We start from the raw sequence: 14,873 nt of genomic DNA on the forward strand, positions 1-14,873 counted from the left end.
TCTTCGCAACAGGCCCTGGCAGCAGGCGATCTGACGAAACACGCGGGAATCGGGGGAGGACATGGCGATCACTCGGGCGGCCGACTTCCTGGCCACCTGGGAAGCCGGGCTGGGCCGGGCACCGGCCGGACGTGCCCTGCTGCTGCATCGCGCCGCCCGCCCGGACCTGGGCGGCGAGCCGGAGGCGCTTCTGTCGCTGCCGGTGGGCGAGCGCGAGGCGGACCTGTTCGCGCTGCGCCGGACCCTGTTCGGCGAGCGCATGCAGGTGCGCCTGGCGTGCGGCGCGTGCGGCGAGGACATGGAGTTCGAGCTGGACGCCGGGGAGTTCGCCCGGAGCCTGGCCGTACGCGGCGAGCCGGTGGTGCGGATCACCGAGCACGGCTGGGAGGCCGAGTTCCGGGTGCCCGGCGTCGCCGACCTGACAGCCGCGGCCCGGGCCGACGACCCGCGCAGGGCGCTGCTCGTCCGATGCCTCGTGACGGCTGCACGGGACGGAGTCCCGGTCCCGGCCGACGAACTGCCCGCCACCGTGCAGCGCCGGATCGCCGAGGCGGTCGAGGCGGCGGACCCGGGCGGCGACGTGACGCTCAGCATCGCCTGCCCCGAGTGCGGCGAGGCCACTCGGGCCGAGCTGGACATCGCCTCCTACTTGTGGACCGAACTGGATGCCTGGGCACGTGACTTGCTCCTGGACATCCATCTGCTCGCCACCGCGTACGGCTGGAGCGAGCCGGAGATCCTGGCGCTCAGCCCGCTGCGGCGCCGCTACTACCTGGAGCTGTGTGCGGATGCCTGACTCTTCCGGAGACCGGCCGGGGGACCTCCCGGCGCCCGACTTCCTCGACCGGCTGATCGCCCGGCACGCACCGGCCGCCGCGCCGCGCCCGGACGTGGCACGCGTCCGGCCTCGGCTGGCGGGGCCCTTCGAACGGATCGAGGCGGTCCGGGGCGCGGCCCCGGATCCGGACGACACCGAACCCTTGTGGCCCGTCTCCACCCCCTCTCCCGTGCCGCGGGAGAACACGGCGCACCCCGCCGTTCACGAGGTGCGCACCGAGCGGGAGCGGACGGTCGTACGGATGGAGCGGGACCCCGCGCCGCACGATGCCGCAGCCCGCCCGGCTGCGCCCGCCCTGCCCGAGGTGTCACTGCTACGGCCCGCCGCGCCGGTCACGCCCGGTCCGCGGCCGGTCCCCGACGCCGCGCGCCGCGCGGCAGTACGGGGGATCACGCAGCGGGACACCTCCCCGAGCGCGGCGCCCGCGCCCATCCCCCCGGGCACGGGCGCCGTTTCACCCGCGGCCGTGTCCGCGGCGCTGCTGCCCAGCGCCGCGGACACGGCGGCCGCCCGAGACGCCGCGCGGCAGGTCGCGGGCCGGCGCCCCGGGCGCGGGACCGAGCGGGTGGTGCAGGTGCAGATCGGGCGGCTCGAGGTGACGGCGGCCGGAACACCCCGGGGCAGCGACCGGCAGCGACCGCGGGCCACAGGGCGGCCGGAGACCACGGTGAGCCTGGCGGAGTACCTGGGACGGGGACGCGAGTGAGCGGCACGGAGAGCCGCACCGAACGGACGAGACGGATGAGCAGGACGAGAGGGACCGAGGAACCGACGCCATGAGCAACGCTCTCGCCATCGCCCATGTCACCCAGGCTCTGGCGCTGTTGATCGAGAACAACCTGCGGCCCGAGATCGACATGGCGGTCTCCGTGGAGACCCGCAAGCCACCGGCCGAGCCGCCCACCGACCCGACCATCACCGTCTTTCTCTACCAAGTCACTCCCAACGCATCCCGGCGCAACGACGACCTGCCCACCCGCAGTTCCCAGGGCGCCCTGGTCAAGCGCCCGGCAGCCGCCATCGACCTGCACTATGTGATCAGCGCCTATGGCGAGGAGAACGAGCTGGTCGGCCAGCGGTTGATCGGCTGCGTCGTGCGAACGCTGCATGAGATCCCCATCCTCCCGGCCGACGTGATCGCGGTGGCGGGCGAACGGCCGTACCTGGCCGGCAGCGACCTGGCCGACTCGGGACAGCGGGTGCGGTTCACCCCCACTCAGCTGGACATCGACGAGACCTCCAAGCTCTGGGGAATGCTCCACCAGACCCCGTACTCGCTGTCGGTCGCCTACCAGGGATCACTGGTGCTGATCGAGGGCCGGGAGAAGCCTGTCCCGGCCAAGCCGGTGGAGGAACACACCGTCCGCGCCCTGCCCTTCGGCGCCCCCCACGCACCGGTGCCGCCCGGAGCGCCGGGCCCTGCTCCGGCGGGCACCGCTCCCGTTGCGCAGCGGCCGGCGGGGAGCGGGACGCGGGAGACGGTAGGGCCCACCGTCGCCAAGAAGGCGCAGCCGGAGAAGAAGGCTGAACCGGCCAGGAAAGCCGACCCGGCGAAGAAGGCGGAACCGGCGAAGAAGGCGGAACCGGCCAGGAAGGCCGCCGCGAAGACAGCCACCGCCAGGAAGACGGCCGGCTCGACTCGTTCCCGCAAGCCGTCCGGGACCAGTGGATCCAGCCCGGCCGGATCCGACGCGGCCGGGGACCGGGAGGGCTGAAGCACAGTGCGTACAGCGGGGGAGACGACGGTATGAGCACCCATCAGGGCACCGCACGGACAACCGGGCCCGGGGCGGACGGCACGGCTCTGGCCGGGGCCGTGCGCGCCGTGCTCGCGCGCCTGGACCGGCTGGCCGCCCGCACCGGCAGCAGCGACGGCGAGAGCGATGGCGGCGGTAAAGCCGGGCCTCGGACGGCCGCCCCCGCACCGCCCACTCTGGAAGCCCTCACCACCTGCTTCGGCCTGAGCTCCTTCGAACGCGACGTCATCCTGCTCACCGCCGCCGCCGAGCTCGACCCCAGCACCGCGACCCGGTGCGCCGCCGCCACGGGCGACCCGGGCCGTGCTCACCCCACCTTCGCCCTGGCCCTGGCCGCCCTGACCGAACCCCACTGGAGCGCCCTCACCCCCGTCGCCCCGCTGCGCCGCTGGCGGCTGATCGAGCTGGACGACGAGTCCCGGCTCACGACGACCCGGCTCCGGCTCGACGAGCGCATCCTGCACTTCCTGCTCGGCTCCCCTTACCTTGATGCCCGCCTGCACGGCATGCTGCGCCGCACCCCGGCGCCGGACACGCTCCCCGCCTCCTACCGACGGGCCGCCGAACGCGTCGCGGTGGGCTGGTCCGCGCCCCGGGCCGACGCCCCGCTCCGCGTCGAGCTCGTCGGCGGCGACGTCCGCAGCCGCGCCGACATCGCCGCCGCGGCGGCAGGCAGCACCGGCCTCGGCCTGTACACGATGTCCGCCGAGGACGTACCCACCGACCCGGCGGAACGCGACCGCTTCGCCCGCCTGTGGCAGCGAGAGGCGATCCTCCTGCCCGCCGCGCTCCTCCTGGAGACCGGCGGACTCGAACGCGAACAGGCCGCCGCCACCGACGCGTTCATCGCCTCGGCCGGCGTCCCGCTCGCCGTCTCCAGCCAGGAACCGGCTCCCAGCGCCCACACCCGCGGGGAGCGCGTGCCCGTCCCCGCTCTCAGCGAGGATGAGCACCTCGCCCTCTGGCAGGATGCCCTAGCCGACGTACCGGACGTGCTGCCTGCCCAACTCCGCACCCTGACAGCCCAGTTCCAGCTCCCACCGCACCTCGTCCGATCCGCCGCCGCCACCGTCCGCCGCGACCTGCCCACCGCCGGTGCCGGGAAGGACGGGCCGGACGCCGCCCAACTGCTGTGGCAGGCCGGGCTCACCGAGGCCCGCGTCGGCCTGGACGAGCTGGGGCGGCGGATCGAGCCCGAGGCAGGCTGGGGCGACCTCGTCCTCGCCGAACGGCACTCCCGCGTCCTGCGCGAGATCGTCGCCCATGTCCGCCGGCGCGCCACCGTCTACCAGGAGTGGGGCTTCGCCGGGACACTGCGCCGCGGCCTCGGCGTCACCGCGCTCTTCGCGGGCGGCTCCGGCACCGGAAAGACGCTGGCCGCGGAGGTGATGGCCAAGGAACTGGGCCTCGATCTGTTCATCATCGACCTCTCCCAGGTGGTCAGCAAATACATCGGAGAGACCGAGAAGAACCTCAGCAAGGTCTTCGACGCCGCCGAACGCGGTGGCGCCCTGCTCCTGTTCGACGAGGCCGACGCGCTCTTCGGCCGCCGCAGTGAGGTCAAGGACAGCCACGACCGCTACGCCAACCTCGAAGTCAGCTACCTGCTGATGCGGATGGAGGCGTACCGGGGCCTGGCCATCCTCACCACCAACATGAAGAAGGCCCTCGACCCGGCCTTCATGCGCCGCATCCGCTTCGTCGTCGACTTCCCCTTCCCCGGCGTGGACGAGCGCGCCGAGATCTGGCGGCGGGTGCTGCCCGCCCAGGCTCCCACCAAGGACCTCGACCCCGACCTGCTGGCCCGGCTCACCGTGGCGGGCGGCTCGATCCGCAACATCGCGCTGTCCGGTGCCTTCCTCGCCGCCGAAGAGGGCGACCGTCTGCAGATGCGGCACATGCTCGCTGCCGCCCGCACCGAATACCTGAAGCTGGAACGCTCTCTGACGCCCTCGGAGGTGCACGGATGGGTCTGAACGAGCCGCGGACACCCACCGCGCAGGAGCAGCAGAGCACCGTCCGAGTGGAGATCGGCGAGCTGGCCCTGGACGGCTTCGGCCCCGGCACCGACCCGGACCTGGTGTCGGCGGTCTTCCAGAGCGAACTCACCCGGCTCGTACGGGACGAGGGCGTTCCGCTGGCCGCGGACGGCACCGATCACGTCATCGACGCCCTCACCCACTTGCCGCCCCTGCCCGTCACCACCTCGCCGGTCAGGATCGGCCAGGCCCTGGCCCGGGCTGTCCACGCGGGTCTGTCGGGCCGCGGCCAGGAGCCGGACACCGCCGCCGACCGCTCCGGGCGGCGCCGATGAGCAGCACCCACGACGCGGGCCAGAACTCCCGTACGTCCTCGGCGGCCGCCAAGCGCCGCAAGCGCAGGGAGCAGGAGCGGGCCGCCGCGTCCCGTACCCCGGAGCCCAAGGACATCGTCAGCGGTGCCGGGCTGCCGCTGGACCCCGGCGTGCGCCGGGAGCTGGAGGAACAGCTCGGACAGGACCTCAGCCGGGTACGGCTGCACACCGACCGGGACGCGGGCGCGCTCACCGAGCTGCTGGGCGCGGACGCGGTCGCCGTCGGCCAGGACATCTTCTTCCGGGAGGGCGCCTACGCCCCCGGCACCGCCGAGGGCCGGCGCCTTGTCGCCCACGAGGTCCTGCACACCCTGCAGAATCCGCACGGCCTGGGTGCGCTGCGGGTCGGCCGCGAGCCGGGCGCGGTCAGCCTGCCCCACGAACCCATCGAGCGGGAGGCCGAACAGACCGCCCAGCAGACCGTGCGCGGCGAGAGCCCCGCCCTCGGCCCCGACATCGACCAGGGCCAGACCACCCCCGGCTGGCTCCGCTACGCCACGGTCGACGCCGACCGGATCCGCGCCGAACAGCTCGACCCGGCCACCCTGGTGGACCGGCTGACCAACGGCGTCCTGCGCTCCCTGCGCGGCGACCCGGCCGACCTCTCCGGCCGCGTTCGGGTCGAGCTGTCCCGTATGTCCCCGTACCTGCAGGAGCTCGTCCTCGACCGGCTGGAAGTACGGCTGCTCACCAGCGAGTACGACCGCCTGCTGGAGCGGCTGGCCGAGCAGGAGGCCGACCCGCTCCCGCACGACCTCGAGCCCGCCGACGTACCCGAGCCGCTGCCGGACGCCCTGGAGCTGATCGAGTACTACCGCGAGGCGTACGCGGCCCGCCCCGAGTGGCCCGAGCGCGAGAAGCCCGCCAAGCAGAAGCCCGAGCAGCAGGCGCAGGACGAGCGGCAACAGTCCGGGGAAGAGGAGGAGCAGCAGCGGGAGTCCGCCGAGGGCAGCGCGCGGGGCACTGCACCCGGGCCCTCGTCCTCGGCCTCCTCCGCATCCCCGCAGGGGCAGCGTCGGGCTGAGGAGAGCCAGTCCGCCGGGCAGAGCGCCGAGTCCGAGGCGGCCAGCGAGGAGCAGGACGCCGAGGGGGACAAGGGCGCACGCGAGGAGCGCAGGACCCGCGAGGAGGAGCAGAAGCAGGAGTCGGAGGACAAGGAGCAGGACGGCCCGTCCGAATCCGTCACCCCCGGCAAGGAAACGGAGGCCGAGGACGAGGCCGCGACCCGCGACCAGGAGAGTGCCCAGGGCGGGGAGTCCGACGAGCCCGCCGAAGACGAGCTCCCCCTCGGCCTCGACCCCGACGCGACGTCCGAGACCGACATCGCCGATCCCGGCTCCGAAGGGGCCCAGGACGCGGAGCCCAAGAAGAACAGCGCCTGGGACGTCGAACTCAAGCCCGACGACTTCCTCCCCAGCTCGGACCTGGACGTCTCGGGCGTCCCGACCGCCGACGAGCTGACCCCGGGATCCAGCACCGAGCAGCAGGCCCCGAGTTTCCCGGCTCCGCCGCCCACCAAGGCCGACAAGGTCGAGGCGCAGCGGGAGGCGGAAACCGCCCAGGAGGACGCCGAGGCGGACGTGAGCGACGCCGCGTTCCCGGACGAAGCGGCCGAGCAGGCCACCCGTGACCTGCAGGACGAGCAGCCCCTCGACCAGGAGATCGGCCCGGCCCCCGAGGACACCCCGGCCCCCGAGACCGAGGGCGGCGCCCGCGACACGAGCCCGGCCCCGGAGGACACCACTCCGGAGCCCACCACCCCCGACCCCGAAACTGCGGAACCGGGAAGCGACGCCTCCGCCGGAGGGGCGGGTCCCACCCCGCAACCCACGGCTGAACCCTCTGCACCGGAGACCGTGTCCACCTCTGCGGACCAAGCCGAGGCCCTCGGCGGCGCGGGCACCGCCCGGCAGACGGCCGCTGCGGCACCCCGGCCCCGCCAGCCGCGTCCCGCCGCCGAAGCGACCGCCACCACAGAGCAGGACGGCCTCGCCCCCGGCCCGAGGCAGCCGGACACCGCGGAGGCCCCTGCCGCCGACGCCCCGGCGCCGAGCACAACTCCTGACGCATCCGGCGACGAGGCTGCCCCCGAACCGCAGTCCACCTCGCGTCAGTCGGACACCTCCGAACCCACGGAGGAATCAAACGCCCCGGTCGCCACCCGCGCCGCGAAGGCCGCCCCGGCCCCCGCCCCCAGAGGAGGCGGTGGGGGCGGCGGGGGTGCCCCAGCCCGGAGCAAGCAGGCGAAGAAGGAGAGCCCCGCCCCCGACCTCTCCGCCTCCGACCCGGAATCCGGACTGTCCACCGCCGCCGGATTGAAGCCGCACCAGGCCCTGGCCGCGATGGACGGAGTGCACAACTCGGTCAACACCAGCGTCGGCAACGAACAGCAGGCCCTGGCCGACTCCCCGCCCACCATGGACCGCCCGGCCGGCTCCCCGGAGACCCTCAGCGGCGACCCGGACGCCGCACCCCCTGGCGAGTACTCCGACGACGACGTCAGCACGACCGACTCCCCCGAGGCGGAGGACGCCGAGGTGGAGGGCGCCCAGGCCCCGGAGGGCGAACTCCCGGGCGCGGACTTCGAACTGAGCACCGGCGACAAGATCCTCGCGGGCGCCACCACCATCGGTGCCGGCATAGTCAACTGGGGCAGCAACCTCGTCGGAGCCGGTGACGTCATCGACACCGACGCGCTCGTCCAGAAGGTCCTCGACATGCCGACCGAGGACGAGATGATGGAGCAGGCCCAGGTGGGCACGGCTCCCGGCGTCGGCATGGCGGAGGAGACGGGCGGGCTCACCGAGCAGCAGGGCGGCGAGCTCGACTCGAAAGCCGGCCAGGTCGAGGAGGAGGGCCGCGCCGACTCCGAACAGCCCCTCGGCGAGGACCAGATCTACCCCGACGTCCCGCCCGAGACCCTCACCGCGGACGTCCCCGAGGGAGGTCAGGAGAAGGGCGCCGCGTCCAAGTCCGGTGGCGGCCCGCAGGTCCAGGGCGTTCCGCCGGAGGCCGTCTCGGAGGTGGCCGAGCACGAGGAAGGCCCCAAGATCCAGTCCGCGTTCAAGAAGGGCCAGGGCGACCTGGCCGCCGAACGCGAGAAGAAGGACACGGACTTCCAGGCCTCCCAGCGCAAGCACGAGGAGGACGTCCGAGCCGAGGTCGACGCCAACACCAGGAGCCAGGCCGACGAACGCGAGCGCGCGAAGTCCGAGGTCGTCAACGACCGCGAAAACTGGCGGGCGGAACAGGACGCCGAACTCGCCGACATCGACACGAAGAAGGGCGAGAAGTCCAAGGCGGTCCGGGAGGACATCGACAAGGAGGAGAAGGACACCGACGACAAGGTCGAGCAGCGGGAGAAGGACGACGACGAAGAGATCACGAAGAAGAGCACCGAGGCAACCGAGGAGGCCGAGACCAAGCGCGACGACGCGAAGGAGGACTCCGGCAACTGGGTGACGAAGGCCTTCGACGCGATCAGGCAGTGGCTCGAAGATCTCAAGAACACGATCGTCGGCATCTTCGAGCGGGCGCGCGAAGCCGTCACCAACCTCATCACGAACTTCCAGGAGACGGTGACCGGGTGGATCGAGGAGGTCCGCAACTCGATCGTCGAGATGTTCGAGGAGTTCGTCGAGGCCATCGTCGAACTGGGCCGTGAACTCCTCGAAGCCATCCAGGAGATCGCCGACCGCATCCGCGACTTCATCATCGACCTCATCGCCGACGCGATCGCCTTCATCAACGATCTCGCCAACGAGCTCAAGGAGATGCTCGACGAACTCCTCGACCAGATCGGCCAGATCCTCACCGACATCCTGGACGCCCTGAAGCGCGGCCTGGAAGCGGCCCTCGACGCCGTCGAGGGCGTCCTCAAAGCCGCGATGGACCTCGCGATGGGCCTGCTCAACGCCCTCGGCGAGTGGATGACGATCGCCGGCGACATCATCTCCGACCCCGGCGGCTGGCTCAGCGGCGCCGCCGCCTCCGCCGAGGACGGTGCGAGGAACCACCTGGTCCCGGAGGCCCAGTCGGCGATCAAGCAGTGGTTCAACGACAAGGTCCAGGAGGTCCTGGGGATCGACAAGGAGACCTTCGACCTCCTGATCAGCGGCGGCATGACGGTCGAGGAGATCGTCGAGGAGGCCTGGGCCGCGATCCTGCCCCAACTCCCCATGATCATCGGCGAGCTGGTCATCACCAAGGTCGTCGCGAAGCTCATCCCCGGCGCGGGCTGGGTGATGGCCATCATCGACGCCCTGAAGGCCGCGTACGAGACCCTCTCCGAGATCCTCCGCGCCTTCGGCCTGGTCATCGACTACCTCAAGGCCGTCAAGAGCGGAAACGCGGGCCGCCCCTTCGCCAAAGCCGTCGCGGCCGGCATCGTCGCCCTGATCGAGCTGGTCTACAACGCGCTGGTCAGCGGCCTCGGCAAGTACCTCGGCAAGGTGACGGACCGTCTGAAGGGCGTGGCCCAGGGCTTCAAGGACAAGTCACCGTCGAACCCTGACTCCGACGACCGCAAGAACCAGGGCGACGAGGTCAACGCCGCACAGCAGCAGACCAACAACGCCAACGAGAACCTCAACTCCCCGCCTCAGAACAACCCGCCCGCCAACAACAGCAACAACTCCAACAACCAGTCGACGTCCACCAGCAACCGCACGGACGACGACAAGAAGCAGGACACCGACAACCGCAAGGACTCCACGTCCGACGGCAGCAAGGACAAGGACTCCGACACCACGCGCCGGGACGACGACACCCGCGACAAGGACGGCGGCAAGGACCGCAAGAAGGAAGAAGGCAAGGAAAAGGACAAGGACAAGCCCCGCCGGAAGCCGTCCCCGGCCGGCCGCTCCCACAAGCGCTCCAAGAAGACCACCAAGGCCGCTCTCAAGCGCAACCGCCGCGCCAAGAAGGCCCTGGGCCGCAAGGGCAAGAACAGCAAGACGGGCCGCAAGCTGGACAACGACGCCCGCAAGATGCGCCGCGCCTACAAGAACCGCCGCGACCAGCTCCGGCGGCAGCAGCAACGGCGTCATGAGGAGCGCCGCCGCCAACGCGACGACCGCCGCAAGAAGGAAAACTCCCCGGAGTCCAAGGCTGCCCGCCTCCGCAAAATCGTTGCCCGCCTTGAGCCGCGGACCGATGCTCTGCTCAAACGGGGCGTGAAAGGCATGATTCTAAGAGGTTTCCTTTCGGCGGCAAGACTTCGGTACCGACTTACGGACCTCTCCATTCGGGGAGATGACAGCTTCTCCCTCCATGCAAGACTGAATCCTCAAACTGATTTCTCAAACGGGATTTCCGTTGATAGAGATCGGCTGTTGAGATTCTTGCGACAAGTGGCCAGGGAAGTCGTCTATTCAAACACTTCTCGAGATAGCGCTGCAACGGGAATTAGTCAACAGGTCCTCCCTCGAGGAAGGAAACCGAAAGACCGTACTGTCCTCAAAGTCGAAGAGGGTGTCGGCATGGGGGCGGTTCAGAATTATTCCCGAAGGATGGCGGCAAGCCGGCCGCGAACTTGGGAGGATATCGACCTCGAGAGGAATAACAATCAATCTCCCATAACTATTTCGAGGTATCAGGGGTGGTGGCCCAGTAATCCGAATGAAGTTCCACTGGAGCAACAGGACCGACACGGCATCATTCGAAACAAGGTTGCGAGCGTCCCAATACCTAAGTCCTCATCACAAGCACAGCAGGGCGGCGGCCAGGTGCCAAGCACTGCGAAGGAGAGCTATAAGAAGCTGATCCGTGATGCTTCACAGCCGAGCGTAGGACCGGGTCTGTCCAGGAATTCTTTCGACATCATGAGGGGAGAGAGGCCGGCAAACTCACTCGCCAAGGCTTCCGCCGGGCTGACGGATGTTGTCTCTGACATCGAAGGCATGCGCAGTATCGCCGCAACCACCACCAGTGCACTTATGATGGAAAGTGCGGTAGCGTCAGGGGGGCCTCCGAATCTGGCATCATTCCAAATGATCGCCCAAGGTGCACAGAAGGATGCTGAAGAATTGAATAAGTTCGTGGAGTCTGACAGTCGAAGAGGCGGGAGGGCTGAGGACCTGAGTCAAGGCGCACAGAACATGATGAAAGCCGAACTCGACATTGTGGAAAACTGGATTAAGGGGCTCGATATAAAGGTCAATCGGTCATCGAAGAAAAGTACAGAAGATCAACTATTTGACCAGATCAGGAAGCATGTGCATGCCGCATACGGGACCGAGAAAAACGACGTCGCCGCCTTCCAGATGTGGAACGACGCCAAACGGCAAGGGATGAGCTTCCAGGATTTCCAAAGCGTATTGCGGGCGAGAAAGGGTGCCAGTGGTTTCTGAATCTTCGCGCTATTTTTCTCGCCCCCTGATTATTCGGGGCAACCCTGACGAGGCTGAGGAGCAAGTCGAGAGGGCTGCCGAGTCGCTTGGCTGGCCATGCCGGGGAGAAATCCCCGCAGACCCGGATCAGGGTGTCCCCTACGAGGTCCAATGGATGGCTGGACCGGCGCTCATCCTTCACTTCGTCGTGGACGATCTCTCCAATTGCTCCGTTGTGAGAGTTTCGGGAGATAGTCCGGATTTCGTGGAGTCAGCCGCATTTTTGGTCAAGGGAAGTGTCGACGTCTATTCATTCGAAGAGCTCCTGGATTCCGTAGAGGCGGCTGAGGACACTGAGAAGTCGGCACAAGCGCTCATGCAAGCCAGCGTCGGGGCGCCTCCAGAATTCAGTGAGCGTCTCTTCGGTAGCATCCGCTCGTTCCTCGCCAGCGGGAATCCTGAGCTCCAGGAAGCGGCTATCTGGGCGACGTCCTTCACTCCATTCGCTCAATACCGGGCACTCCTGAACGAGGTTCTTGCTACACAGTCCGACCTTCGTTTGAGGAAGACGGCTATGAGCGTACTCGAGGCTTACGACCACGAGGGGGTACCGGAGCAGTGACCAGATATGCGGACATACCCAAGCCGATTCGGTCCGGGATTGTGATTGTGGATCCCGAACTGGGCACCCCAGAGCGCGTCATCGTGCTGCAGTTCAACCCAGACACCCTCGAACGCTCCCTCGCGCCACAAGCCGCAGGAGGCGAAGGAGAAGGCGAGGGCGACCGGAACGAAGCGTTGCGGCTCAAGGGTCCCGCCGAGGAGACCTGGACCTTCACCGCCGAGATCGACTCGACCGATCAGCTCGAGGTGGCGGCGCCGGACGGGATTCACCCGGAGCTCGCCGCGCTGGAGATGCTGGTGCACCCGACGACGGCGCAGTTGCGGGAGGCCACTCAGGAGGCGAAGAAGGGGACGATCGAGATCAGTCCCATCGAGATGCCGCTGACACTCTTCACCTGGGGGAGCAAGCGGGTGCTGCCGGTGCGGCTGACAGAGTTGTCGATCAGTGAGACGGCCTTCGACGTGAACCTCAATCCGATGCGGGCTTCGTTGAACATCGGCATGAAGGTGCTGTCGGTGAGTGATCTGCCGCCCGAGCACCGGGGCGCGGACCTGTATCTGGCGCACCTGGCGCAGAAGGAGCGGTTGGCCGGGATGACGCCGGGCGGGCGGCTGGGGGCGGTCGGGCTCGGTGGCGGCCGCGTTCTGGGCCGCCAGACGGGACGCCAGTACAGGTGACGCCGGTGCAAAGGACGCGAGTGCAAGTGACGCCGGTCCACGTGACGACCGTACAAGCGACGCCAGCGCGAGTGACACCGGTACACATGACGCCCGTGCACATGGGACCGGCACCAGTGGCACCCGCACAAGCGACACCGGCACCCGTGACACCCGTACAAACAGGGGGAGTTGAGCAGCATGGCCAGCACTGAGCCGTACGAGAGTGCGCTGGACCACATACCGGGAGCGCATCCGTATCCGCGGTCGAGCCGGTACCACGACGCGGAGATCGGGGTGCATGTGCGGGCCGACGGGACGGAGGTGCGGTATACGAAGCGGCGGTTGTTGCCGCCCATCGACCGGAACGCGAGCCCCGAGGACACCACCATCCACACCGTCAGCAGCGGGGAGCGGCCGGACCACCTCGGGCAGCGGTACTTCGGGGACTCCGATCAGTGGTGGCAGATCGCCGATGCCAACCCCGTACTGGATCCACGCGAGTTGACGGACGAGCCCGGGCGGGAGATCGACCTTCCGGTGCCAGGGGTGTTCCCGGGAGCCGGGTATGCCTGATGAGCCGATCGGGCGGGGGCCCGTCCACCTGACCCTGCACATGGGGCCGAAGCTGACCCGCCCGGTGCCGGCGGAGATCGCGGAAGCGCTGCTGTCCTGTCAGATCACGATGACGGCGGGGGAGCGTAGTGGATTTCAAATGGCCTTTGATCTGAGCAAGAAAGGGGCCATTGCGAAGAGGCTGCTGCCCGAGGGGTTCTTCGATCCCAAGACTCGCGTGATGGTGACTGTTTCGATCAAGGGCACCTCGCGGGTGCTGCTGGACGGACTGATCGTGCGGCAGGAGGTGGGGGCGAGTAATCGGCCCGGGCAGTCCACGCTCACCGTGACGGGCGAGGACCTGACCCTGCTGATGGATCTGGAGGAGCGGACCGACCGGTATCCGAACCTCGCGCCGTCGCAGAGGGCCGCGCGCATTCTGGCCAAGTACGCGGATTACGGCATCCAGCCGCACGTCGTCCGCGAGCAGATCGCGCAGCCGCCCAGGCAGGATCTGCGCGTTCACTATCAGACCGGGACCGACCTGCAGTACCTCAACGAGCTTGCCCAGGCGAACGGTTACACCTTCTATCTGGATCCCGGGCCTGTCCCGGGGCGGTCCACCGCTTACTGGGGGCCCGAGCAGCGGCTCGGGCAGCGGCAGCATGCGCTGAACGTGAACATGGAGACCAACTCCACCGTTGATCAGCTGACGTTCGCGTACGACGGTACGGCGCGCGAACAGCCGCAGGTGCGCGTGCAGGATCCGCTGACGCGGGGGACCCGGCTGCTGCCTCAGCCGGATATCGACCCATTGCGGCCGCCGCTCGGGCGCCGGGCCACTCCGGCGCTCAAACGCCGCACGATTTCCGGTACGGCGAAGAAGGAGCTGGGGCAGGCCGAGGCCGAGGCGCTCGCCCGGGCCGCGATGTCGGCGGACGTCATCTCCGGGTCCGGGAGTCTGGACGTGAACAGGCATGGATATCTGCTGCGGCCTCGGGAGTTGGTGGGGGTGCGAGGCGCGGGAGTGACGTACGACGGGGACTACTACGTGAAGTCCGTGACGTCGAATCTCAGCCCCGGCTCGTTCCGGCAGAACTTCACGCTGTCGCGGGAGGGACTGATCGCCCGGAGCGGCACGGTTCGTCCCTGAGGCTTCCCCAAGGCTTCCCCACGGTCGTCAGAAGACGCGGAGAGATACAGGAGCACACTGCACCATGGTCACAGGACCGAAGGACCGGTTCCTCGGCAAGTTCCGAGGCCGGGTCGTCAACAACGACGACCCGCTGCGCATCGGCCGGATCACCGTCGAGGTTCCGGACGTCCTCGGTGACGAGCCGTCGACGTGGGCGCTGCCCTGCCTGCCGTTCACCGGGCCCGAGTCCGGACAGTTCGTGGTGCCGCCGCCCGGCGCCGGCGTGTGGGTGGAGTTCGAGCAGGGGGATCCCAGCTTCCCCGTGTGGACGGGGTGTTGGTACGGCGCCGCCGAGGAACTGCCGCCCGACGCGCGGCGTGAGCTCCAGGCCAACTCTCCCAACAAGCCGGTCGTCGTACAGACGCCCCAGGCGCACAAGCTCGTCATGAACGACACGCCCGGTGCCGAGCAGGGGATTCTCCTCCAGGCGCAGGGCGGCGCGTACATCCGTATCACCAAGGAAGCCGTGGTCATCGCGACCGGCGCGGGCGCGGAGGTCATTCTGCGCGGTCGTGAAGTGACCATCAACGAGGGCCAGTTGACTGTGCTCTCCAAGCGATGAGGA

11 protein-coding genes are annotated in these 14,873 nt (G+C 69.1%); all 11 read left to right on the forward strand.

The window, feature by feature from the left end; all coding sequences use genetic code 11:
• The first annotated feature begins 61 nt into the window (after nt 1-61).
• The 11 genes from ACIREI_RS00760 to ACIREI_RS00810 all read left to right on the forward strand — a co-directional run bounded on the left by ACIREI_RS00760 (nt 62) and on the right by ACIREI_RS00810 (nt 14,870).
• Nucleotides 62-796, forward strand: coding sequence for a hypothetical protein (locus ACIREI_RS00760; RefSeq protein ID WP_403325684.1), 735 nt, complete (start codon nt 62-64; stop codon nt 794-796).
• A complete protein-coding gene (locus ACIREI_RS00765; protein ID WP_403325687.1) occupies nt 789-1,544 on the forward strand; it encodes a hypothetical protein in 756 nt (251 codons plus the stop codon). The genes ACIREI_RS00760 and ACIREI_RS00765 overlap by 8 nt, the downstream gene beginning before the upstream one ends.
• A gap of 70 nt (nt 1,545-1,614) precedes the next feature.
• The gene (locus ACIREI_RS00770) at nt 1,615-2,553 is read left to right on the forward strand and encodes a DUF4255 domain-containing protein (RefSeq protein WP_403325690.1); all 939 of its coding nucleotides are present in this window, start codon (nt 1,615-1,617) and stop codon (nt 2,551-2,553) included.
• A gap of 32 nt (nt 2,554-2,585) precedes the next feature.
• Nucleotides 2,586-4,571 (forward strand): ATP-binding protein, encoded by a 1,986-nt coding sequence (locus ACIREI_RS00775; protein WP_403325693.1) that lies wholly within the window; start codon nt 2,586-2,588, stop codon nt 4,569-4,571.
• Nucleotides 4,562-4,909 carry a hypothetical protein gene (locus tag ACIREI_RS00780; protein ID WP_403325696.1) on the forward strand — a complete coding sequence of 116 codons (348 nt, stop codon included), beginning with the start codon at nt 4,562-4,564 and terminating at the stop codon, nt 4,907-4,909. Before ACIREI_RS00775 ends, ACIREI_RS00780 begins: the two co-directional genes overlap by 10 nt.
• Nucleotides 4,906-11,298: a DUF4157 domain-containing protein gene (locus tag ACIREI_RS00785; protein WP_403325699.1), complete on the forward strand. Its 6,393-nt coding sequence runs from the start codon at nt 4,906-4,908 to the stop codon at nt 11,296-11,298. The genes ACIREI_RS00780 and ACIREI_RS00785 overlap by 4 nt, the downstream gene beginning before the upstream one ends.
• Nucleotides 11,288-11,899 carry a hypothetical protein gene (locus ACIREI_RS00790; RefSeq protein ID WP_403325701.1) on the forward strand — a complete coding sequence of 204 codons (612 nt, stop codon included), beginning with the start codon at nt 11,288-11,290 and terminating at the stop codon, nt 11,897-11,899. The genes ACIREI_RS00785 and ACIREI_RS00790 overlap by 11 nt, the downstream gene beginning before the upstream one ends.
• Nucleotides 11,896-12,579: a hypothetical protein gene (locus ACIREI_RS00795; protein ID WP_403325703.1), complete on the forward strand. Its 684-nt coding sequence runs from the start codon at nt 11,896-11,898 to the stop codon at nt 12,577-12,579. The genes ACIREI_RS00790 and ACIREI_RS00795 overlap by 4 nt, the downstream gene beginning before the upstream one ends.
• A gap of 180 nt (nt 12,580-12,759) precedes the next feature.
• Nucleotides 12,760-13,134, forward strand: coding sequence for a hypothetical protein (locus ACIREI_RS00800; RefSeq protein WP_403325706.1), 375 nt, complete (start codon nt 12,760-12,762; stop codon nt 13,132-13,134).
• A complete protein-coding gene (locus ACIREI_RS00805; RefSeq protein ID WP_403325709.1) occupies nt 13,127-14,266 on the forward strand; it encodes a hypothetical protein in 1,140 nt (379 codons plus the stop codon). Before ACIREI_RS00800 ends, ACIREI_RS00805 begins: the two co-directional genes overlap by 8 nt.
• 64 nt (nt 14,267-14,330) lie before the next feature.
• Nucleotides 14,331-14,870 (forward strand): phage baseplate assembly protein V, encoded by a 540-nt coding sequence (locus tag ACIREI_RS00810; protein ID WP_403325712.1) that lies wholly within the window; start codon nt 14,331-14,333, stop codon nt 14,868-14,870.
• Nucleotides 14,871-14,873 lie beyond the last annotated feature (3 nt).

The organism is Streptomyces sp. NPDC093591 (assembly GCF_044764885.1).
Lineage (GTDB): Bacteria > Actinomycetota > Actinomycetes > Streptomycetales > Streptomycetaceae > Streptomyces.